Genomic DNA, 21,297 nt, shown 5'->3' on the forward strand with positions numbered 1-21,297 from the left:
TTTTATGGTATTCTTCATAGTAACAGCTCCTTTCGCATGTAGCTCTGAAATGGTTGTCCTTTTAACTTCCATTTTAACCTACGGTGTGCGAACAGGGGCTGCCTTTCGTTCATCATAACTAACACGAATCGGAGTAACAAATAAAGGATCATGGATGCCCTGGTCTCTTTCCAGCAGCACAATCCCCCCTGCGAGAATAAGCCCTAAAGCACTCGGATCGATAAAGGTCAATAACAACATCGTTTGTTCTCGATAATGATCAGGAATAAGATGCAGCAATACCAAATAAAACGTACAGATAATGACGTAGATCCAATAAAACCCATGCCGCCATTGAAACCGGATGTCAAAGGCAAACGCAGATCTGAATCTCATGTTAACTGCCTCCCAGTTACGTCAATAAAGATTTGTTCCAAAGACGCCTCCTGCGAATGAATGGTTTCTATTGGATGCTCACGAACAAGCTTTAAGAAATATTCGTTCTCCCCTATATCATCAAGTGAGAATTCCTCATTTCTAACTTCATTTTGATGGCGGTATTCTAGCCGCACTCGTTTTTTTCCATTTAGAAGCTTAAGCTCCCGAGGAGAATCAATCAACTTAATCTGACCGTCTACGATAAAAGCGACCCTGTCGCAGAGTTCCTCAGCGGCTTGCATGTTGTGTGTTGTTATGATTACTGTTGTCCCATTTGCCTTCTTTTCCAGAATTAACTCCTTCATCCTTTTGGCATTGACGGGGTCGAGCCCGGAAGTAGGTTCATCCAGAAATAGAATTTGTGGGTCATTTAAGAGTGCTCTGCAGAAATTCAGTCTCATCTTCATCCCCTTCGATAACTGGGAGACCTTCAAATTTGCTGCTTCAGTGAGATTTACTTGCTCCAGGAGAAACCTCGGTTCCGCTGTTTTCCCTGAATACAGAGACCGAAATAGCTGCAAATTTTCCAGCGCAGTAAACTTGGAATAGAAATTTGGAAACTCAAAAGCGACCCCTATTCGCTCAAAATACTCCGGTCCGGTGTTTCTTATTTCTTTGCCCATTACGTTAACGCTGCCGAGATAATTTTTCAAGACTCCAATTAGTATTTTTTGTGTTGTGCTTTTACCCGCTCCCGAAGGACCGAGAAAACCAAACACTTCTCCTTGAGGTATGGAAAAGTTAAGTCCACTAAGGGTTGGCTCTTTAATTTTTGGGTAGGTAAAATGAAGCTCCTTCACTTCGATCATTTCATTCTCCCCCAGTCTTATTATCTTTCAAAGAAGTCATCCCCTCAGCCAGAACCCCAATCAAAAGCTCTATAGTTGCCTGATATCGTTCATCACCAATCTCTTCCTTATGCAAAGACAGAAGGACTACAGAGCGAATCATGCTCACGATTAATTCCGGGTCAATCCCAGCCATGATACCTTCTGCTTGCCAAGACTTAATGAAAGGAATAAAAAAGTCTTTATCCTCTGTAAAATTTTGTTCCAACAACTCATTAGGTAACTTTCTTAATAGCTGCTCCATTTCGCTTCTTACGAACATCTGGCGTACGATCGGACTCTCTTCCATCATGCGAAAAGCTTTCAGTAAAAATAATCTGATTTCTTCCTTGCTTACAGGCACGCCTACGCTAAATGAATCGAACATTGTACTCCGAATTCGTTGTTCTTCTTCAAGTAATATGTGATAGAACAATTCCTCTTTCGATCCAAAGAACATGTAAAACGAACCTTGCGCAATCCCGGCGGCTTTTGTTAATTCCTCAACACTAGTTTTTTTAATGCCATGTATTTCAAAACAGCGGCGCCCTTCTGTTAACAACTTATGTTTTATCCATTCTTTCTCTTGTTCCATGAATTTTTTAGGCATATAAGTCCACTCGCTTTTTATGGTTTTATGAATAATTTTATTTTATATTCACAAGTTAACCCATAATCCATATTTTGTCAATCTTTTTTTCTCTGTGAGGTACAATTAGTACTTTCCTGTGCAACACCACCAAAATCCTCCCCAAAATTTAGCTTGAAAAATTTATGCTATAATCATGCAGTAACACGAAATGGACTAATGGGTGGGAATACACAAATGAAATTGGAACGTTTGATTTCTATGATCTACAAGCTGTTGAACCACGAAGTTTTATCTGCCTCCAAGCTGGCTGAAGAGTTTCAGGTTTCCCAGAGAACTATCTATAGGGATATCGATGTCATTTGTGCCGCAGGCATCCCGGTCGTATCGTATCAGGGAACTAAAGGCGGATATGGCATCTTGGACGGATATAAAATGGATAAAAGCCTTCTCCGTTCTTATGATGTCACTTCTCTGATTACCGTGCTGAACAGTCTCTCTTCCGTGTTTGAAGACGAGCAAGCGCAAGGAACCATTGAACGGCTGCAAACGATTGGAACAGAGCAACAGACTTCTGGTCTAGCGGTGGATTTTGAAACTCGTCGTATGGATCCCGATGCACTTTCACTTTTACGTACGGCTATTACGGAACGAAATAGTGTCCGTTTTGATTACATCAATGTAAAAAACGAACGCACAACCCGTGATATGGAACCAGTAAAGCTTCATTTTAAATATAGCAACTGGTACATCTATGGTTATTGCCGTGAACGACAGGATTTATCGAGAGTTCCGGCTATCCCGGATGATGAATTTGCTTCTGACACAGGATATCTTTCATTCCCAACATGAGGTACCCATAGAGGCCGGTTGTTCAAACAGGTCCGATCAGGTTGAAGAAGTCGTAATCCGGGTGGGACCTGAGGCTTTGGCAGAAGCGCTGGATCAATTTCACCAGGTGGATAAGGAATTTCATACCGATGAGAGCATGACGATGCGAATTCCTGTGTATGAACCATTAGAAGCCCGCTGGCTATGGTCAATTTTGCTAAGTTTCGGCAGCGGAGCTGAAGTCCTCGAGCCTCTTGCACTGCGAGGTATCTTAAAAAAGCAGCTGCAAAACACCCTAAATCTTTATGAAGAAGTATGACAGTCTGCTGTCATACTTCTTCTTTTATATTAACTACAGCTACAAAATAATCTATCACAACTCAAAAGGAGATCATACAATGACCAACCATCCAGTAGAAATGTTTAATTACCACATTTGGGCGAACCAAACGATCTTGGGAAGAATCATGCCTGATGCTTTTCAAAAAAGTATCCCGCTAAATATGAGCATTCTAGATTCGGTTGATGAATACGCTAATATTTTTGCCCAGCTATCTGAACAATACAAAGAATGGTTACAAAACCAAACCGATTTGGAGCAGACTATTCTACTTGATAACCCATTCGCTGGAATCCGCCAAACACGCCTATCAGAAATTGTGCTGCATGCCGTCAATCACGGGACTTATCATAGAGGTAATATATCTACTATGTTACGTCAGTTAGGACACGCTTCCACCATGAATGACTATTCCCTTTTTTGGTATCAGGTGCCTGCGAAAGCTATTTAATTTATGCATATTGAAAATCTAATTACCGCGAAATCGAGAAAAGCTTTAAGAGCTTGGCTTCAGGAAAATTGTAAGACTGAAAAATCTTGTTGGGTACTCGTAAGTATGACGCCAAACCCAGAAACATTGCTATATTTGGATGTGGTTGAGGAATGTTTGTGCTTTGGATGGATCGATGGAGTGAAAAAGAAAGTTTCTGAAACGGAGCTGGCGCAGCGACTGTCTCCAAGAAGCAAACGAAGCTCTTGGACAGAATTAAATAAAGAACGTGTCCGCCGCCTCGATAAACTGGGGTTAATGAGTGACGAAGGAAGAAAGGTACTGCGGATATGAATCTCGCTTCTTTTAAAGTCGATAGGGTTATAGAACAAAGGCTACAAGAGGAACAGCAGATATATGAGAACTTCTTAGTCTTTCCAGCCCTTTATAAAAGAGTCAGGATCGACACGATACAAAGCAATACACATCAACCAGAATTATTTAAGAGTAAATTAGATAAATTTATAACAAATACTAAAGAAAATAAAATGTACGGTCAATGGCATGATCATGGACGGCTTCTAGATTATTAGTCTGCTAGATCATACGATTGCTTCGCAACTCTTGGATTGATTAAGAAAGGTGAGAAACCCAGTCATTCTCATGACCTTGGGTTTCTCTTTTTGTATTTAAATATGGAAAAATAGCATAATGAACGACTTCCAGCTTACTTGAGCTCAGCGTTCAGCCTCTCAATCAACTCTAGCAATTGCAGCGACTCACTAACTGTATACGTCGGACGCTCAGACTCATCTGCCGGCTCATGGGGATAACGGGGCGTCCAGCTCTGAAAAATGCTGGTGATGCCTAGCGCATTGGCCCCTTTCATGTCACGGCTAAGATTGTTGCCAATCATAACGGTACGGGAGAAATCCGCTTCAGACAAATCAAGCGCACCAATAGCTGCCTTGAACATGCGCGGGCTTGGCTTGACTGCTTTGATATTCTCGGAAATAATCATGGCGCTGAAATAATCGTTTAGTCCATGCTGCTTAAATACATTTTTGAAGGATTGCGCATCGCCATCTGCAACCAGAGCAAGCGTGTATCCTCTCTCATGCAGGGTCTGAATCGTAACATCTGCTCCTGGAATCAGGTCCGCACTCAATACAATTCCTTCTTCATCCCTAATTTCAGTTGATTCATCAACAATGGTGTCTCCGCTGTCAAAAAAGATAATTAACCTTTTCTCGTCCATGTTCTCAATAACCGTCCTCTTTATTTAATGGGTGGGTTTCATTAGATTCTTTGCTTCATATCATCCTTATGATCCAGACAGTCGCGCTTAACCCAATGCTACAGATTTACTACTCTTTTTGCAAAAGTATGCTGATTTCGATAGAATGTATTTGTAAAATAACATATTTTAAAACAACTCCATAATCAAATATCTTGATTGACGAGATATAAATATTTTAAAAGGGGCGTTATCCTTTGTCAAGCCATGAACAAGCTCAACCTACACCAGAGCAAGAACAATTCACCTTACTCATGCGTGGTCTGGGAACCCGAACGGTGGTATACCAGCAAAACGTAGCCGCCTCTCTTGGGTTATACAATAATGACTTTTTATCTGTGGATATTCTGCGTGAAAAAGGCCCAATTACCGCTGGAGAGCTGTCCAAACTAACTGGACTTGCCACAGGTAGCGTTACTGCATTAATAGATCGTCTCGAAAAAAACGGATACGTTCGCAGACAAAATGACCCTAATGATCGCCGTAAAGTAATCATTGTCCCCTTGTATGAAAACAAAGAAGATATTATTGACACCTACCTGCCGCTTCATACCGCTATGGTTAAATTGGCTGCTTCCTATACGGATGAAGAACTTGCCCTCATTTCACAATTTTTAGGCAAAGCCAGCACCGTTCTAGACGAGCAGATTGATCATCTCAGCTCCCCAACACGTAGTAAGTCTTCTTCTTGACTCAAATGCTAAAAACAACAAACCCCGCTTATTGCATATAACATGCATAAAGCGGGGTTTGTTGTTCATATGTTCCGAATTGTTGGACTGGAAAGACTGTATAGCTGTCAAGTACTTATGAGCGCAGGCTTAAAGCTTTATTTAAAAGGCAACAATCAAAGCTTCCATCACTTCATTATCTCACGCGATACTGATCAAATAGCGCTGGTATAATCTCCGTTGATGCACCCGGCATTTGAGGAAGTATGTAGTGCCCGTTAACTACAGTAGCCGGCTCCACAAAAATATGGCGGATCCAAGGAATATATTCCAGCATGATCGCACCTGGTGTTGCTGCAACCAAATGCTGATGAATTTGCCCCATATCACCAACATGCGGACAAATCGGAATATCGTATGAAGCGGCTAAACCTGCAACCTGTTGCCATTCCGTAATCCCACCAACACGCGTTACATCTACTTGGCAATATTCGAGTGCCCCTTGATGGATATAATCCCGGAATGCATATTTCGTATAGACATGTTCACCTAACGCAATAGGTACATTTAATGCATCGGCCAGCTTCTTATGTCCCATGATGTCATCTGGATTTAAGGGTTCTTCTAACCAGAACAAATCAAACTCCTCTAACTTCTTCCCCCATGTCATTCCTGTATTGATATTCCACTGCTGGTTCACATCGATCATGAAGAGGGTTTGATCTCCTATCGCCTTACGAACAGCTTTGCAACGATCATAATCCTCATGTGAATCTGCTTTACCCACTTTAATTTTAACTCCAGTGAAGCCCTGCTCAACAATTTCAGTAACGTCCTTAATCAAACGTTCTTTGGACCAGTTCAACCAGCCGCCGTTTGTATTATAAGCTTTTATTTGTTTGGATTTATGTCCGCCAAGATACTGCCACAACGGTTTATTGGAAGCCTTCGCCATAATATCCCAAAGTGCAATATCTACTGCAGCCAACGCCATATGAGTAACTCCCGCTCTACCAATCCAATGCATTTTACCAAAACGCAGCTCATCCCAAATTTCTTTCACCATAAACGGATCTTTGCCAATTAATAAAGGAGCGTAATAACGATCAATCGTATCAACGATCATATCATCACCATGTGCACAAGTTCCTGTATACCCATACCCCTCAAAACCCTCATCTGTAAAAATCCGAACGCCCGCAAGTCCCCAATGCGTAGCAACATTAATTGCATCCGTAATTGGTGGCGTAATCGGAACGTGTAAGACGAAGCTTTCTACTTTTGTAATTTTCATTTTTTCATCTCCCTAGCTTTAAATGAAATGATTACTCAATCCAAATGGAAAACCTCATCCATACTCGCCCACCATTCACCTTCTAATGCAGACTTCACTGGATACTGACAAGGATCTGTTAAGCTCCACCATTCTTGTGTACGAGGATCTGCTGCCATTATGGCTATATCAGCCGTATAGTCATCCCCTGTATATTCAAAATAGCTGAACAAGTAGCCGTCTCTATAAAAAATGGAATAGTTTTTAATGTTGCATTTCCTTAATCTATCCAACACTTCTGGCCATACAGATGCATGTAACGCTTTGTATTCTTCTAGCTTCTCATCCTTGACATGAATAACACTCCCATATCGAGTCATTCCGTCCCTCCCTTTCAATAACTCATTAATAACCTAAGGATGCTCCACCATCAACAGGGAGCGCTACACCCGTAACAAATCCGGATAAATCACTCGCTAAATACAACACGGCTCTAGCTATCTCTTCCGTTGAGGCACATCTTCCCAATGGATGCATATCGATCAAATCTTGTACTGTCACTGCCGGATTGGGCTGTTGACCGATCCACTCTTCTAATAAAGGCGTTATTACACCTGCAGGACATATGCAATTAACACGAACTCCATCGCTCGCATAATCTAACGCTAATGATTTAGTCATTGCAATAATTGCGCCTTTTGAAGCCGAGTATACCGGATTTTGCTTTTGGCCTACCAATCCGCTTAATGAAGCCATGTTCACAATGCAGCCGCGGTTTTCTCTAATAGAAGGAATACAGAATTTAATCATCAAATAGACACTCTTCAAATTGATATCTAAGGTACGAGTCCATTCTGATTCAGAGATATCCTCCAAGGACTTCGGTAATACCACAGCGGCGTTATTGAATAGGATGTCAATCCTGCCAAATTTATTTAAAACTAGTTCTACCAATTGTTTAACTTCTATCTCCGATGAAACATCCGTTTTCACAGCAAAAGCAATAGGATTCCCACAATGAACTGATTGGATTTCTTTTACTACTCGGTTTGCTTCAGCATCATTCCAGTCCGCAATGATCACTTTAGCGCCCTCGCTAGCTAATAATTTGGCAGTCGCTTCGCCAATCCCGGAGCCACCGCCTGTAACAATAACGACTTTCCCTTGTAATTGCATAGGCTACACTCCAGTTTCAATAAAATGTGTTGTCTCCAATTGATAAAAGCGGATCGCATTATTGCCAAAAACATCGTCTAATTCTTGCTCTGTAAGCGCTTCAGGTAAATTGTTTAACAAAATGCTTACTGCTTGATCATAGCTTGCTGCAAGCAGGCACACTGGCCAGTCACTGCCGAATATGACCCGGTTTAATCCAAATGCATGTATGACATGTTTGATATAAAAGTTAAAGTCAGATTCTACCCAGGCCGCCACATTTGCTTCGGTAACCATACCTGAAAGTTTGCAATACATTTGCGGATATTGCGCGACCTCTGTAACCCACTCTTGCCAAGGTGAGGTTTCTTGCTGGGAAATTTGTGGCTTACCTATATGGTCAATGACCGCATGTAAATTTGGCATAAGCTTGAGCAATTTCAATACAGCTGGGAATTGTGCAGCATGGATCAATAAATCAACAGGGAATTCCATCGTCTCTAACCATTTTAAATGATGAATAACATGAGGACGTTGCAAATATTCATCAGCATCAATACTTTGAAGCATTAATCGGAGGCCAATAAAATGAGGATTTTTACGTAAAAGTTCAAAGGTTTCCGTAAAATTTTCCTGCTCTAAATCTAGCCACCCCACAACACCAGCTATTGAATCATAGGTCTTGCATAAACCTAGAAGAAATTCAGTTTCTTCAACAGTAGCTGCTGCTTGAACAACAATCGTTTTCGTGATTCCATGTCGTAGTAATGATTCTGTCAGGTCATCAGGCATAAAATCTCGATATAGTAATGGAACTTCTGGTGTAGGCCATCCGTAATCGCCTCGACTTAATTGCCAATAATGCTGATGTGCATCAATTCTCATGCTTTCACCTCACAAAATGAGTACATTCTCAGTCTTCCTTAACGAGCCGATTCGTCAGCTTGCCGAGCTTCTCAATCTCAATCGTGACGATATCACCATCCTTCAGGTAAATCTGCTGATCCACCGGATAACCGAGGACGACGCCTTCTGGAGTTCCAGTCAGAATGATGTCTCCAGGCACAAGCGTCAAATGTTGCGAAATATAACTTACAATCTCATCGCATTGGAAAATCATGTCTGACGTATTGGAGTGCTGGCGGATTTCTCCGTTGACTGTACATTTAATCTCTAAATCATTCGGGTTTTCGATTTCATCCGCTGTAACTAGATAAGGTCCAAGAGGAGAGAATTTATCACATGACTTGCCTAACAGCCATTGCTGAGTCTTTAGTTGCAAGTCCCGTGCGGACAAATCATTTACGTTGCAATAACCAAATACGTGGATAAGCGCGTCCTCTTTCGTAACGTACTTAGCTGATTTGCCGATAACGATAACAAGCTCTGCTTCATAATCAACTTTTTTCGTCACTCTTGGAAGGGGAATATCGTCGCCATGTCCCGTCAACGTGTTATTGAATTTATTGAACAATATCGGGAACTCAGGAATCGCTGCGTACGTTTCCACCGCATGCTTTCGATAGTTAAGACCGACGCAGATGATTTTATTTGGATGAGTCACGCATGGACCGAGTGTCAACTTCGCTTCATCTAATAGGTATGAACAGTCTTCTCCAGCCATATCTAGTGCTTGAGTTGTGAATTGATCCAGCCTCGAAACCGCTGCCTCACCACCGTCAATGACTTCGTGAACGGTCATAGGTACGGAATACCCATGCTGTGTAGGCAAATCTATTAAAGCGCTTGTAATATCCAGTATTCCTTTTTCTGTTACGACCCCCAATTGGTAATCGCCATTGTTAACGAATGTTAATAACTTCATTATTAATTCCCCTTCCTTTTATCGTTTAATGCTGTTCAGGCATTTTTCCCAAAAGTTGCGCCTCCATCAATATAGAGAGGAGAACCCATCATAAATTTCGATTCATCCGAAGCAAGAAATAAGGCTGCTTGGGCAACATCCTCAGGTAAGCCGAGCTCTTCACTAAGCTGACGTTTCTTAATTGACGCAATCGCAGTTGCCGGATTATCGTAAGAGGTTTTTAAGTAATTCTCAACGAACGGTGTTAGGATTGTACCTGGTAAAAGGGCATTTACACGAATATTGTATGCTGCGTAATCTACTTGCATGGATTTCGTCAGGGCCAATACCGCTCCTTTGGTAGCTGAATAAGAAGCTCTTCTGGCGAGCCCGATTTCTGCGACGCAAGAGGACATATTAATGATGTTGCCAGATTTTCGTTTCATCATATGAGGAAGCACATATTTGGAGGGCAAATATACACCCCGAATATTGACCTGAATTACCCGTTCCCATGCATCCGGTTCAACTTCATGCAAAGCGCCTACCCCGCTAATTCCTGCATTGTTAAAAAGCACATCTATATGGCCATATTGTTCAATGATTTGATCTACCATCTGCTCTACAGATTCAGCATGGGTCACATCCGCATGGATGAAATGACCTTTTCCTCCATCTGCATGAATATCCTTCAAAGTCTCTATGCCTTTAGCTTCATCTAAATCGTTCACAATTACAGTTGCGCCTTCACGAGCAAACAGCAATGCCGTGCTCCTCCCGATCCCTGAACCCGAGCCCGTAATTAAGATGACTTTATTGGCTAATCTCATTAATGATTGCCTCCTTGGTATAGCGATAACCGATTCGCCAAATGACGAATTTCAGCCTCCGCAACATCCTTCTTTATCTCCCAGATATGCTGCTGCATGGTACAGCTCACTGCTGCGATAGCCTCACCTGATTTAGATAGGATGGGGGCTGAAACACAGCTGAACCCAACGATAACTTCCTGCTCATCGAAAGCAATCCCCTCATCGCGAATGATTCGTAGTTGCTTAACCAGATCCGCCTTCGTTTTCAATGAATACTCTGTAGCGGTCGTTAATTCTTGAATCGGGTACAATGAATCCAGATCTTTATTATCAATGAACGACAGGAGCAATTTCCCAAGTGCAGTCACATGAGCAGGGAACTTCATACCGGGGCCGGATGCTAGCCTGACCATAGTCGGCGCTTCCTCCTTAGCTAGATACAACACTTCATTACCTTCAAGTCTGGCCAACTGAACCGTTTCTTGCAAACGATCTCTTGTGGCGGTAGCTTCTCGGTGAAATGATGAGATTAAGTCCTGACCTTGCAAGTAGGAATCTCCCCACCTTCCCGTAGCGGAGCCAATGGCATAAGTATCGTTAGTATCTCTATTCACCCAATCAAGTACTTCCATTGTCTGCAAAATAGAATACATAGAACTCTTATGGATACCAAGCTGAATGGATAAATCAATTAATCGATGCTTATAGGGTTCCTCTGATACAAGGCGTAGAATCCCGTCTGCTTTCTCCAAAGCAGGCACCCAATATTTTTTGTCCATGTGAGCACCTCCTTCAAACATTATACAAAACCAAGTTTTCTATACAAACTAATTTTAATTTTATTAGTTATATTTGGCAATCTTTTTTTTGAAAAAAAAGACGATAGCTCCCAAGCTGATGCCTAGGTTAACTATCGTCTTTATACTCCTATTATCTCCGGATACCAATCGTTACAATTTCGCATGGACTGATCTGTAAGGCCGAACTACCTTTCTCTTCGCTAGAGAGTGGGTGGCTCTCCTCTTCCAGGATCGACGTCTTATAGAAATACTGCTGCGGTATCGTTGAACGGATGGTCAGGTCGGTGCTCTGCTGACTCATGTTGTACCAGCGAAGCAGTAGGTCTCCAGTCTGCTCGTTCATTTTTAGAGAGGAAAATGCGAGCTCCTGACTCTCCCATTCGAATGGCGTATACACCGGAGCAATCGCTCCTTCATGTACGTCAGTCTGACATACGACCCAAGGAATCTGGAATTGATACGCTTCAGCAAAAGCACCTGAGGTTATACCATCTCCTGTGTGTGGGATGAGCTCCATACGTACAACGTGCTCTCCGAGACACTGCGCTTCTGGAGTTGGGAACAAACCCCAGTCTCCCAATTCACCCACACTACGGAGTAGTGTAATCGCAATGGTGTTACGACCATCTCTTAGCACTTCATATTCATTTAATCCAAAGTTAGCGACGGTTAGACCGGCTTTTTCATTACTGATATCAACAAAGGCCTGCTGATGCTGCGTGTTACTCGGATTCATCCATTCTGTAGCTGGCTCAATATTCCGCTCCGCAACCTCGAACATCGAATCCACATGATGTGTGGCGGTGTTCAAATCTGTCGGAAATAGTGCACGAATCCGGTGATCTTTGGCTTTATTGTCTATCGTCGTTTCGATATGCAGCCCCTTCCCGCCCCGCTCCAGGCTAATTACGGTACGAAGTTTAAGAATGACTGTGTCACTACTGCGCTGCGCTTTCCGCTCCGGGTAGTACACAAGAGCACGCTGTTCCTCGTCCAGCTTATCATCTGCTGAGGCTGGAATCTCCCAGTCATGCTTAATTTCTACAGATGCTCGATAAGGTGTATTTTCCAGAACGCAAATGTTCGCCTGTAGTCCCTTGGTCGTTAAAGCTTGTTCACCCTCTGGCTGTTTATACATGTATTCATTCCCGATATCACCTGTGTTCTCATACACACCAAGATCCCGGTAGGTCATGCCACTGGCTTTGTCACTCATCGTAAATGAACCATTATCATGAATCACTACTTTGATGGCCTCATTCTCCAACACCCGATCCCCTTGAAGCAAAGATTCAGGCGCTATAGGCAACTCTGCATTTGCACGGCGAACCCACGCATATGCACGAAGACCCAGCGCCGGAACTTGCACAGCTTCAAAGGTAAGTCTTACTCGGCGGCACATATAGGGCTGGCGAAATTTATCGTCAGGCAAATCATAACCAAACTGAAGACCCAAATCCACCATCTGGCATGTAATGGTATTCCCTTGATCGTCTACTAATTCACGACCGTTTAAGTCAATATCTTTCATACGGCTGGCCGTTTCTTCTAGAGAGAAACCCTCTCGCAAATATAGACGTGCCGCATCAATTTCTACGCTCACTGTACCCGTGCGTCTCCAACCTGACATATTCATGACTACTAGCGGAAGCACTTCTTCACCATATGCTGCAAAACCAGACGTATCCACAGCTTCAGCGATCATGCGCTTACTATCATTAACAATGGTCTCTGCTACATGACGGCTTTTATCAAACCGGGTTACCATTTCGCGATGTACCTCATCCACGCTGCAGCCACAAATGCTGTCGTGAGGATGATTCTGCATTAACGTCTTCCAGGCATAGGTGAACAGATGATGAGGGTAATCTTTGCCCAATACATGTGCGAATGAAGCAAGTGGCTCGGCCACCTTTTCAAGCAAGACTTGCCCTTCCTGATTCATCTGTTTCAAATAGACACGAGCAGACGCGGTATTCACTAACGTCCCCCATCCGTCAGTGTGCTGGCTCCGCAGTTCACCCTTTACGGTCGACAAATTGTTGTGATCCATTACATCCTCTACAGCCTTAAGGTAATCAGGGAAGTTGGAATGGATAAACTCCATTTCTGGATATAGCCGCTTCGCAGTTTCAATAGCCGCCGGCAAATCTAGCTGAGCTGGTTGATGATCGCAGCCGTTCATGAATAGTAGCTCACCTGTAGAGGCAAATTTTCGAGCATCTGCTAACTTCTTCTCCCAGAACTCTTTTGCCTCTGCTTCATTTACTGGCACTTCGTTTCCGTTCGAATACCAATTCGCAAATAGAATTCCAAGTACTTTCGATCCATCTGGACCTTCCCATATCAGCTCGGAGAACGAAGATTCATATCCACCGTCCGATACTGTATTATTGAATCCAGTCGGTTTTACACCTCTTCCAAAAAAGGCATTATTGATGCCTGATTGCTTCATTAATTGTGGAGTCTGACCTACTAGACCAAAGGTGTCCGGAAAATAACCGATCTTAGATGGTTCACCGTAACGTTTCGAATCCTGATGGCCGATCTGCATATTACGCACATTTGCCTCTCCGCTGGTAAGAAAAGCATCTTGAAGAATATACCAAGGACCGATTAGAAGGCGTCCTTCCGTAATATGTTTTTGTAGACGCTCTTGATTCTCTGGACGAACTTGAAGGTAATCCTCTAGAATAATCGTCTGTCCATCAAGAAAGAAACTCTTAAATTCACCATCCTCATCCAATCGATCCAGCAATTCATCGACCAGTTTAATAAGCCGTACATGATGCTTTTCATATGGAAGATACCATTCCCTGTCCCAGTGAGTATGAGAAATAATATGGGCAGTCTGAGGTTTAATAGATTTATCTGAACTTTCCAATGTGAAGACCTCCTTATATGCAATACGTACTCTCTACTAAGATGCTTAATGTAGTAGATGTGGATAAGTTACATGGATTTCGACTTCCTGCTGGCGATACACGCCAAGAAGATCACCTTTATAGTCCGTAGCAAAGAGGACTGAACGTTCCTGTTCCAACAAGAACGCGTAGATTCGGCCAGTGGCTGAATCCTTTACCTCGATCTTCGCATCCTGAGCATATTCCGATACGAAGGTGAAGAGAGCTCCCGTAGCAAAACTCAATTTCCGTCCGTAGATACCAGCTAAGTCCCCTCCGCTAATCCACTCCAAGTCACACTCCACATGAGCAGCATGGAGCGCATAACGATACAGTGCAGACGTAGTATCACTTCGGTCGCTCAATTCAACGGGCAGTGGACTCCATAGGAGTCGACCCTTGCCAAGCGGGATGTTTATGACTGAGTCTATAGTAGAGCTTCCGCTTCCAACTGATTCGTGAATTATCGTTTCCTTCGATACCTCAGCAATCCGTCGGTAACCGAAGGAGACGGGTAGTTCTTGGCCTTGAAGGCTAAGAACTTCTTCACGGCGCACATTACGCAATTCACGCTTGCCAAGAATATCACTTAAGCGCTCTGAAGAACGCCAGTAAGCATCAATGTCGAGCGGGCCTGTAGCAAGCAATACCGCACCTGTCTCTTCAACGATGTGTAACAACCTTACCATCGCTGCATCATCGAAGTTATGCGCGCTTGGCAGTATAATAAGCTTCACAGGATGGTTCTCTAAATCATCTAGGTGGTATTCAGAAGCCCCTCTGAAAGGCATCTTTAGATCATATGAAAGAATACGGGTAAGCTCTGTTGTAGCCGCGAAAGCCAGCTTCCGGTTAGAGAAATCATTCGAATACGGAAACACCACAGCAATCTCTTCCAGTTTCCGATCTCCAAATACGTCACGAATGCCTTCTATAAACTTCCCGAAGTCATAAGAGACATCCGCCTCTGGCTTTTCGGTTCCATCTGCTCTCAATGCTCCAATATGGGATTCATTCGCATTATCCATATAGAAGTTCGTATTCCAAATCCAGTGTATGGCCCCCGCACCAGCAGTTCCAAACGCATAGGCATATTTACGTTCGAGAAGATTTCGCAGCTCTAGCTCCGAACGTTTGGCTCGTCCATCAGGAGTTTCTACATACATGACGCCAGTCTCTTGAATTAGGTTTGGCTTATTAGGTGTCTTGGCAAAGATGCCGTCCCACACCAGATAATCATTAAACCACCAGGAATGTACAGTGGTGTAATCCACCGCCTCCTCGTAGAAGAACGGTGAAGGTCGCTGCGCCCCTAGCCCTTCATCCTGCCCAACCGTAACCATCTGATCTGGACATTGCTCCTTAATGGTGTCATATAACTGCTTCACCCACCGGTTATGCATATCCATGGAGAACAAGCAATAATCAAGCCAACGTGTCCCTCTTTTAGCACTGTGCATATCCTGTACATCGAAGTTCATCTCTTTCACTTCTGGCAGCCCTGCCGATGCAAAGTCAGGAAGTTGTGCGGGTGTCATATTCCAACGTTCTTGTAGCACTTCGATTTCCTCATGTCTATGTCGAAGCCATTCTATGAAAGCTTGTTGCTCGAAACGATCATGACATGAACTCGGACCATCCGAGAAAATCCGTGCCGGATCAAACATCGACGGTTCATTAATAAGATCCCAATCTACATTCGAAGACGCTTTATGACGAGATACAATAGAACGAATGAACCGCTTCTGAGCTTCTACACTTTGTGGGTCCAGATAAGGATTTACCCCTCCCCACGTTTCCGGTGTGAAGGAGAAGAACGTGAAAGTCACCTGAAGATCATGTTTCTTCGCCGTCATGATAAAGGCATCAATCGCTCGCAGTACCTCTTCTGAAACATGACCATCGTCTTGCATCACATTACGATAAGCAGTCCAGATTCCTGTTCGGATCCAGTTAATCCCTGCCTTCCGCATTTGACCCATATCGCGATCCCATACCCCAACGTTCGGCAGAAATAGAAATTTTCGTGCCACATCACTCGTCATATAAGTCATCCCCACAACAGGTAGCGGACGCCCATCTTTTATGAAATAATCTCTTCCACTCGTTACCGGTTCACCTGCTGCCAGAAGTTCAGGAGCATGCCCCCAGAACCCTTGACGTAGAATGCGGACTTCACCATCACTAGCTTCCGCTTCGCAGACCACTTGGAACAGACCACTCCTAATTTCCAAAGGAATAGGCACTCGGACGATGTTAAGCTCAGCATTAGCCTTCATCACCAGACTATGGGACCAGCGCAAGGATGAATCGGATTCATGCTCAACATGTATTGTTAACTTCCATTTGTCTTCATTTCGCAAAGAAGGCTGTACACGCTCAAGCTGCTGAACCTGAAGTGTCAGAGAAGCGCGTTCTCCTGACTCATATGACGCGTAATTCGGCTTAACCCACATTTCCGTTACACCCTTACTACAGAAACGAACCCACTCAGATATCGCGGACAGCCCTTTTTCCTTCCAAAAAGAATCCGTTGCAGCCGTATTTACGAACAGCCAGCGTGAGCCTGCAAATAAACCAATCGTATTCTCCCAAAGAACTACTGGAGCAGCAGTTTCCCGACCCTCATGCGTAATTCCCTTCAAAAGCGGGTAAATCCGAGTGCTCATCGGACCTGCCGACCCCATTTGATGGGGTAAATCACTTGTCTTTGTCGTATGAGGCACAAGGTTCCATGTCTCTGCACTCGATATAAAAAGAGCTTCTTGCCCCTTAAGCAGAGGAATGACATCTGATGCAAGCAAGGACAGGTTGCGAGAACAATCAACACGCAGTACCTCATGAATATACAGCTCTTGATGATAAGAGGTCTGCTCTGCTTCCACATGCCATTGTTCATTCTTCCAGCGAACGGGTTGTTTGAAGGGAGCGCCTCCAATACTGATCAGCCCACCACCCCTTTGCAAATATCCAAGAATGTCTATCCATGCCGCTTTTGGGAAATAGGGTGCATGCAGATTAATGAAACATCCACCTTCGGTTTCCTTAAGTGTTGCTGCAAGCTGATTCGCATTCACAATCGTACCGAACTCACGCATGGATTTAATCGCACCGCTAGGAATCGAATTGGAAATTGGAAAATCAGAATCATAGAATATGATTATGGGTCTGCTCATAGAATTCCATCCTTCATCGATTTATACACGAGTTGAGAGAACAGACTATTAGACCAGGCAAACCATTTTCTAGTGAATATATTCGGGTCATCGACATGAAATCCTTCATGCATAAAGCCAGTATCTGCATCCGTTGCCTCTAGCATCGCAAGCATCTCCAGCTTCTCTTCCTTCGTGGATGCCGTCAAACCTTGCATAGACAATGCCATATGCCAGATATAATCTTTCGGAGTATGTGGACTGCCAATCCCTTTCGCTGCTGTTCCTTCAAAGTAAAAAGGATTCTCATTGCTCAGCGCAAATCGACGTGTATTCTGATAAATCTCATCATCTGCCGTAACATAGCCGAGATATGGAATCGACATGAGTCCCGGTGTTCCCGCATCATCCATCAAGCAGTAGTTGCCGTAGCCGTCGGTCTCATAGGCGTAGATTGGTCCAAATTTCGGATGACGATAAATACCATACAGCTTGATTCCATGATCAATGTCCGCTTCTAATGCTTTAAGCTCTTTTAGAAATTCAAGATCACGAAATACCCATTCTGCGAATTCCTGCATATGACGTAATGCAACAACCGCGAACATATTCCCCGGGATATTGTAATGGAAGTCGCAAGCATCATCGCTTGATCGGAACCCGGACCATACCATACCCGTGTAATTTACTGGCATACCAAGGCCGTTGTTGCGTAACGTATCTTCAGGAATCCCATTATTACGCGTAAAGCGGTAAGGAGATAATTCCGAATGGCGTTGCTCTGTTCTAAATAAATTGTATATTTTGACCATTGCTGCCTTAAATCCGGCGTCGAATATATCAGCCTTCCCCGTTTCTTTCCAATAAGCATAAGCCAGGCGCATGGAAAAACAGAGTGAATCGATCTCAAATTTACGTTCCCACACCCATGGGGACATTTCCGTAATATCGCTAGTGCTCCAATGCCAATCATTCGCCGTCTCATTAAACGCATTGGCATACGGATCAATATGGATATACTCCATATGACGCTTAATTAGACCTCTAATGATACGTTGAAGATCCGGATCATTTTTCGCAAATGGCACATAGTGCATAACCTGCTCCACAGAATCTCGCAACCAGGAAGCTGGGATATCACCAGTAATGATGAATGTTGTTCCATCATCCATGAGCTTAGTCGTTGTCTCAAGTGTATTCGGGAAGCAGTTCTTGAAGAGCTGCAATAGTTTAGGCCGATGAGCTAATTTCTCCTCTGCTTCGTTCAATACTTCTTGAATCGCTTGTGGAAGCGGAAGCTTCGGCATTGAGATGGTTGGCAGTCTGAATTGTTCCATATTTCCACTCCTCTTGATAAAAATGAGTATAGATAGAGAGACGGGCAGCATAGCTGCCCGTCTCCACTAATCCTATTTGAATTACCTTTAGATTAATCGTAGGCGTGATACGTTCAAAGCTTATTTCTTTGTCTGGTTCCACTCATCAAGTTGCTTTTGAACTTCAGCAATGACTTTATCCAGCCCAGCTTCTTTAAATTTCTTAGTTGCTTTTGGCAGATATGTTTTAGGATCAACAGAACCTGTGTATAGCGCTGGCATAAATTCTTTAGTTACGTTGTTGATGGCCGCTACTTCTGTTTTTACAGGTGTAGGATCAAATGCAAAACCGAAGGTTGGGGCTTCTTTTGACGAATCATTAAACTTCTTGAAAGCATCCCATTTATCAGCAGGGTCATCAGCATGCAGATAAGTCAACAACATATTTCCAAGCGTGAATCCTGGCATTGCATAGCTATCTTGCATAGCTGGCAGATCTTCAATGACATTGTCGGAGATTTTTTTATAATGTATCCCTTCAATACCATAGTTAAGCAAATTACGCAAGTACTTATCTGTATTCAATAGATTCAAGAACATCATAGCCCGTTCAGGATCACCTGAGGTTACGGAAATAGCGTGCATCGAACCTGCTGCCGACTGTGTATACACGTAAGGCTCATGCATAGGCGAAGTTACAATTTCATAACCTGCTGAACGAGACCAACCTTTTTCTGCATAAGGCTGTGTAATTTCGCGATCGGCAAACCATTTACCGGTCTTAATGTTATCAATACCTTCAAGTGTTGCAACGTCTGGGCGTAAGTAACCTGCTGTGTAAAGTCTACGCATCGTATCTAACGATGTTGCAAGTTCAGGTGTCTCCAGAATATTAACAACCTTGCCATCTGTGGAATCCATATAGACCCCGATAGGTAACTCATCACCTAGTACATAGTCAAATGGCATAAATGGTTTAAAACCTTTAGGAACAGCTAGCGGTGTAATATCCGCAGGCTCATTCTCTTTAATCGTTTTAAGAAGTGGCTCTAGATCATCCAATGTACGAATATTGGAAATGTCCATCTTGTATTTATCAACATATTTCTTATTGAAGCGCCATACCCATTGCTGTCCAAGCTCCTTATTTACAGGAACACCATAGATCTCACCTTTAATCTTAGTTCCTTCTAAGAAACGAGGGTCCAAAACTTCTTTCGTTTCCTTTCCGTACTTATCTAGCAGATCGTTCAGACCCAAGAAGGTACCGTTAGCTGCGTTACGGCGGAAATCATTTGTCCAAGAAGAGGTAAAGGCAATGTCATAAGGCTCACCAGAAGCGGTAATGACTTGCATCTTCTTATCGTAATCACCCCAATCGAACATCGTAATGTTCAACGTCGCATTAATTTTTTCTTGGGTATATTTATTAACTTCTTTTAATACAAGATCCAAATCCTTTTGAGGTCCACCAATTAAATACATCTTCAGCTCATATGGCTTTAATTCCGATGTATTCCCTGCTGAATTCCCTGCTGCCGCTGAATTGTTTGTTTCTTTAGCAGCATTTGTATTATTATTCGAACCACATCCAGCAAGAAGGCCAGAAAAAAGCATTGTTCCAGCAAGAGCGAGCGTTAAACTTTTCTTCACTTTCATTTCTATTTTCCCCCTTTAGATTAGTAAATCTTTATTTATATCGTTTCCTAAACTAGCGATACGAATAAATACATCTTTGAAGCCTTACTCTTTTAAAGAGCCAACGGTTAAACCTTTTACAAAATATTTTTGGAAGAAGGGATACGCTAGTGCTATAGGCAAGGTCGCCAGTACAACCATCGCCATACGAACGGTTTCTGTCGGCAAGGTCGCAGCAATCTCAAAGCTTGATCCCATCTGCATGCTGTTCTGGATAACAAACTCCATATTATTCTGAATTCGCATCAGCATCGCTTGGAGCGGTACAAGACTCGCATCATCTATATACAGCAGCGCATTAAACCAATCATTCCAATAACCCAGCGTACAGAACAATCCAATCGTTGCAATCCCCGGTAATGAGATCGGAAGTACAATTTGCAGGAACGTCCGAAACTCCCCTGAACCGTCAATTTTGGCTGCCTCAATGAGAGCATCAGGCACTGAAGTCTGGAAGAAGGTACGCATCACTAGAATGAAAAAGGCATTCATCGCTATTGGCAATATTAAAGCCCATATCGTGTTGTACAAATGTAAAAATTGTGTGGCTATAATATAGTTTGGAACCATTCCGCCTGAGAATAACATCGTGAAGAAGGCGAAGAAGCTGAAAAAATTTCGATAGCGAAATGATCTTCGAGAAAGAACATAGGCGTAAGTTGTAATTAGAAATAAGCTAATGAGCGTACCTAGTACAGTAACAAGTAAGGTAACTCCAAAGGAACGAAATAACTGATCACCTGTGTTGAAAATAAAGTGATACGCCGCCATACTAAATTTTTCTGGAATTAAGCTAAATCCATTTAAAGCGAGTACTTTCTCATCTGTAAAAGAAATGGCTATGACAAACAAGAACGGAAACACACAGGTAAAAGCGAAAATCCCAATCACAATATTGAGTACCACATTCCAAAAAGGAGTAATGGCGTTGTTGTCGACTTCTTTCGGCTTACGTTTGAATACTTCCATAACGTCAATT

At 43.1% G+C, this 21,297-nt stretch carries 18 protein-coding genes and 2 pseudogenes; 4 read left to right on the forward strand and 16 right to left on the reverse strand.

Translation table 11 applies throughout. The annotated features are described in order from the left end of the window. Positions 1-78: 78 nt before the first annotated feature. The 3 genes from L1028_RS24760 to L1028_RS24770 are packed head-to-tail and all read right to left on the reverse strand — an operon-like array spanning position 79 to position 1,854. On the reverse strand, positions 79-375 hold the full coding sequence (locus L1028_RS24760; RefSeq protein WP_234540560.1) for a hypothetical protein: 297 nt from the start codon (positions 373-375) through the stop codon (positions 79-81). Continuing rightward, entirely contained in the window at positions 372-1,226 is an 855-nt protein-coding gene (locus tag L1028_RS24765; RefSeq protein ID WP_234540561.1) for an ABC transporter ATP-binding protein, read from the reverse strand. The genes L1028_RS24760 and L1028_RS24765 overlap by 4 nt, the downstream gene beginning before the upstream one ends. 1 nt (position 1,227) lies before the next feature. Continuing rightward, a complete protein-coding gene (locus tag L1028_RS24770; RefSeq protein WP_234540562.1) occupies positions 1,228-1,854 on the reverse strand; it encodes a TetR/AcrR family transcriptional regulator in 627 nt (208 codons plus the stop codon). 216 nt (positions 1,855-2,070) lie between these two features. Between L1028_RS24770 and L1028_RS24775 the strand changes: the two are divergent. The 3 genes and pseudogenes from L1028_RS24775 (at position 2,071) to L1028_RS24785 (ending at position 4,027) form a co-directional block, all read left to right on the forward strand. Further along, positions 2,071-2,983: pseudogene (locus L1028_RS24775) on the forward strand (helix-turn-helix transcriptional regulator). A gap of 79 nt (positions 2,984-3,062) precedes the next feature. Further along, a complete protein-coding gene (locus tag L1028_RS24780; protein ID WP_234540613.1) occupies positions 3,063-3,455 on the forward strand; it encodes a DinB family protein in 393 nt (130 codons plus the stop codon). Between the two features lie 3 nt (positions 3,456-3,458). Next, positions 3,459-4,027: pseudogene (locus L1028_RS24785) on the forward strand (YdeI/OmpD-associated family protein). A 134-nt stretch (positions 4,028-4,161) separates the two neighbouring features. Here the strand turns inward: L1028_RS24785 and L1028_RS24790 are convergent. Beyond that, on the reverse strand, positions 4,162-4,692 hold the full coding sequence (locus L1028_RS24790; RefSeq protein ID WP_234540564.1) for an HAD family hydrolase: 531 nt from the start codon (positions 4,690-4,692) through the stop codon (positions 4,162-4,164). A gap of 293 nt (positions 4,693-4,985) precedes the next feature. Here L1028_RS24790 and L1028_RS24795 point away from each other — a divergent pair, with 293 nt between their 5' ends. Then, positions 4,986-5,423, forward strand: coding sequence for a MarR family transcriptional regulator (locus L1028_RS24795; protein WP_234540615.1), 438 nt, complete (start codon positions 4,986-4,988; stop codon positions 5,421-5,423). Between the two features lie 175 nt (positions 5,424-5,598). On the opposite strand, the gene L1028_RS24800 is transcribed toward L1028_RS24795, so the two are convergent. From L1028_RS24800 to L1028_RS24855, 12 genes are all read right to left on the reverse strand, one after another. Further along, complete coding sequence (locus tag L1028_RS24800) at positions 5,599-6,696, reverse strand: mandelate racemase/muconate lactonizing enzyme family protein (RefSeq protein WP_234540565.1); 1,098 nt, start codon at positions 6,694-6,696, stop codon at positions 5,599-5,601. A 35-nt stretch (positions 6,697-6,731) separates the two neighbouring features. After that, entirely contained in the window at positions 6,732-7,055 is a 324-nt protein-coding gene (locus tag L1028_RS24805; RefSeq protein WP_234540566.1) for an L-rhamnose mutarotase, read from the reverse strand. A gap of 25 nt (positions 7,056-7,080) precedes the next feature. Further along, the gene (locus tag L1028_RS24810; RefSeq protein ID WP_234540567.1) at positions 7,081-7,851 is read right to left on the reverse strand and encodes an SDR family NAD(P)-dependent oxidoreductase; all 771 of its coding nucleotides are present in this window, start codon (positions 7,849-7,851) and stop codon (positions 7,081-7,083) included. 3 nt (positions 7,852-7,854) lie between these two features. After that, positions 7,855-8,715: an amidohydrolase family protein gene (locus tag L1028_RS24815; protein ID WP_234540569.1), complete on the reverse strand. Its 861-nt coding sequence runs from the start codon at positions 8,713-8,715 to the stop codon at positions 7,855-7,857. Positions 8,716-8,743: 28 nt separating this feature from the next. Next, positions 8,744-9,655 (reverse strand): fumarylacetoacetate hydrolase family protein, encoded by a 912-nt coding sequence (locus tag L1028_RS24820; RefSeq protein ID WP_234540571.1) that lies wholly within the window; start codon positions 9,653-9,655, stop codon positions 8,744-8,746. A 35-nt stretch (positions 9,656-9,690) separates the two neighbouring features. After that, on the reverse strand, positions 9,691-10,464 hold the full coding sequence (locus tag L1028_RS24825; RefSeq protein ID WP_234540572.1) for an SDR family NAD(P)-dependent oxidoreductase: 774 nt from the start codon (positions 10,462-10,464) through the stop codon (positions 9,691-9,693). Beyond that, the gene (locus tag L1028_RS24830; RefSeq protein WP_234540573.1) at positions 10,464-11,225 is read right to left on the reverse strand and encodes an IclR family transcriptional regulator; all 762 of its coding nucleotides are present in this window, start codon (positions 11,223-11,225) and stop codon (positions 10,464-10,466) included. Before L1028_RS24830 ends, L1028_RS24825 begins: the two co-directional genes overlap by 1 nt. A 151-nt stretch (positions 11,226-11,376) precedes the next feature. Beyond that, a complete protein-coding gene (locus L1028_RS24835) occupies positions 11,377-14,130 on the reverse strand; it encodes an alpha-mannosidase (protein WP_234540574.1) in 2,754 nt (917 codons plus the stop codon). A 45-nt stretch (positions 14,131-14,175) separates the two neighbouring features. Next, the gene (locus tag L1028_RS24840; RefSeq protein ID WP_234540575.1) at positions 14,176-17,325 is read right to left on the reverse strand and encodes a beta-galactosidase; all 3,150 of its coding nucleotides are present in this window, start codon (positions 17,323-17,325) and stop codon (positions 14,176-14,178) included. Further along, positions 17,322-18,641, reverse strand: coding sequence for a glycoside hydrolase family 125 protein (locus tag L1028_RS24845; RefSeq protein ID WP_234540577.1), 1,320 nt, complete (start codon positions 18,639-18,641; stop codon positions 17,322-17,324). The genes L1028_RS24840 and L1028_RS24845 overlap by 4 nt, the downstream gene beginning before the upstream one ends. A gap of 120 nt (positions 18,642-18,761) precedes the next feature. Then, positions 18,762-20,279 (reverse strand): ABC transporter substrate-binding protein, encoded by a 1,518-nt coding sequence (locus tag L1028_RS24850; RefSeq protein WP_234540578.1) that lies wholly within the window; start codon positions 20,277-20,279, stop codon positions 18,762-18,764. Between the two features lie 84 nt (positions 20,280-20,363). Next, complete coding sequence (locus L1028_RS24855) at positions 20,364-21,287, reverse strand: carbohydrate ABC transporter permease (protein ID WP_234540579.1); 924 nt, start codon at positions 21,285-21,287, stop codon at positions 20,364-20,366. Positions 21,288-21,297 lie beyond the last annotated feature (10 nt).

Origin of the sequence: Paenibacillus pseudetheri (assembly GCF_924513355.1) — a bacterium.
GTDB classification, from domain to species: Bacteria; Bacillota; Bacilli; order Paenibacillales; family Paenibacillaceae; genus Paenibacillus_AQ; species Paenibacillus_AQ pseudetheri.

Excerpts from the sequence above, each read along its gene's own strand:
- L1028_RS24800 (WP_234540565.1), bottom strand. The coding sequence starts at position 6,696 with ATGAAAATTACAAAAGTAGAAAGCTTCGTCTTACACGTTCCGATTACG.
- L1028_RS24795 (WP_234540615.1), top strand. The coding sequence starts at position 4,986 with ATGCGTGGTCTGGGAACCCGAACGGTGGTATACCAGCAAAACGTAGCC.
- L1028_RS24815 (WP_234540569.1), bottom strand. The coding sequence starts at position 8,715 with ATGAGAATTGATGCACATCAGCATTATTGGCAATTAAGTCGAGGCGAT.
- L1028_RS24855 (WP_234540579.1), bottom strand. The coding sequence starts at position 21,287 with ATGGAAGTATTCAAACGTAAGCCGAAAGAAGTCGACAACAACGCCATT.
- L1028_RS24810 (WP_234540567.1), bottom strand. The coding sequence starts at position 7,851 with ATGCAATTACAAGGGAAAGTCGTTATTGTTACAGGCGGTGGCTCCGGG.
- L1028_RS24770 (WP_234540562.1), bottom strand. The coding sequence starts at position 1,854 with ATGCCTAAAAAATTCATGGAACAAGAGAAAGAATGGATAAAACATAAG.
- L1028_RS24805 (WP_234540566.1), bottom strand. The coding sequence starts at position 7,055 with ATGACTCGATATGGGAGTGTTATTCATGTCAAGGATGAGAAGCTAGAA.
- L1028_RS24790 (WP_234540564.1), bottom strand. The coding sequence starts at position 4,692 with ATGGACGAGAAAAGGTTAATTATCTTTTTTGACAGCGGAGACACCATT.
- L1028_RS24820 (WP_234540571.1), bottom strand. The coding sequence starts at position 9,655 with ATGAAGTTATTAACATTCGTTAACAATGGCGATTACCAATTGGGGGTC.
- L1028_RS24850 (WP_234540578.1), bottom strand. The coding sequence starts at position 20,279 with ATGAAAGTGAAGAAAAGTTTAACGCTCGCTCTTGCTGGAACAATGCTT.
- L1028_RS24840 (WP_234540575.1), bottom strand. The coding sequence starts at position 17,325 with ATGAGCAGACCCATAATCATATTCTATGATTCTGATTTTCCAATTTCC.
- L1028_RS24765 (WP_234540561.1), bottom strand. The coding sequence starts at position 1,226 with ATGATCGAAGTGAAGGAGCTTCATTTTACCTACCCAAAAATTAAAGAG.
- L1028_RS24760 (WP_234540560.1), bottom strand. The coding sequence starts at position 375 with ATGAGATTCAGATCTGCGTTTGCCTTTGACATCCGGTTTCAATGGCGG.
- L1028_RS24780 (WP_234540613.1), top strand. The coding sequence starts at position 3,063 with ATGACCAACCATCCAGTAGAAATGTTTAATTACCACATTTGGGCGAAC.
- L1028_RS24825 (WP_234540572.1), bottom strand. The coding sequence starts at position 10,464 with ATGAGATTAGCCAATAAAGTCATCTTAATTACGGGCTCGGGTTCAGGG.
- L1028_RS24830 (WP_234540573.1), bottom strand. The coding sequence starts at position 11,225 with ATGGACAAAAAATATTGGGTGCCTGCTTTGGAGAAAGCAGACGGGATT.
- L1028_RS24845 (WP_234540577.1), bottom strand. The coding sequence starts at position 18,641 with ATGGAACAATTCAGACTGCCAACCATCTCAATGCCGAAGCTTCCGCTT.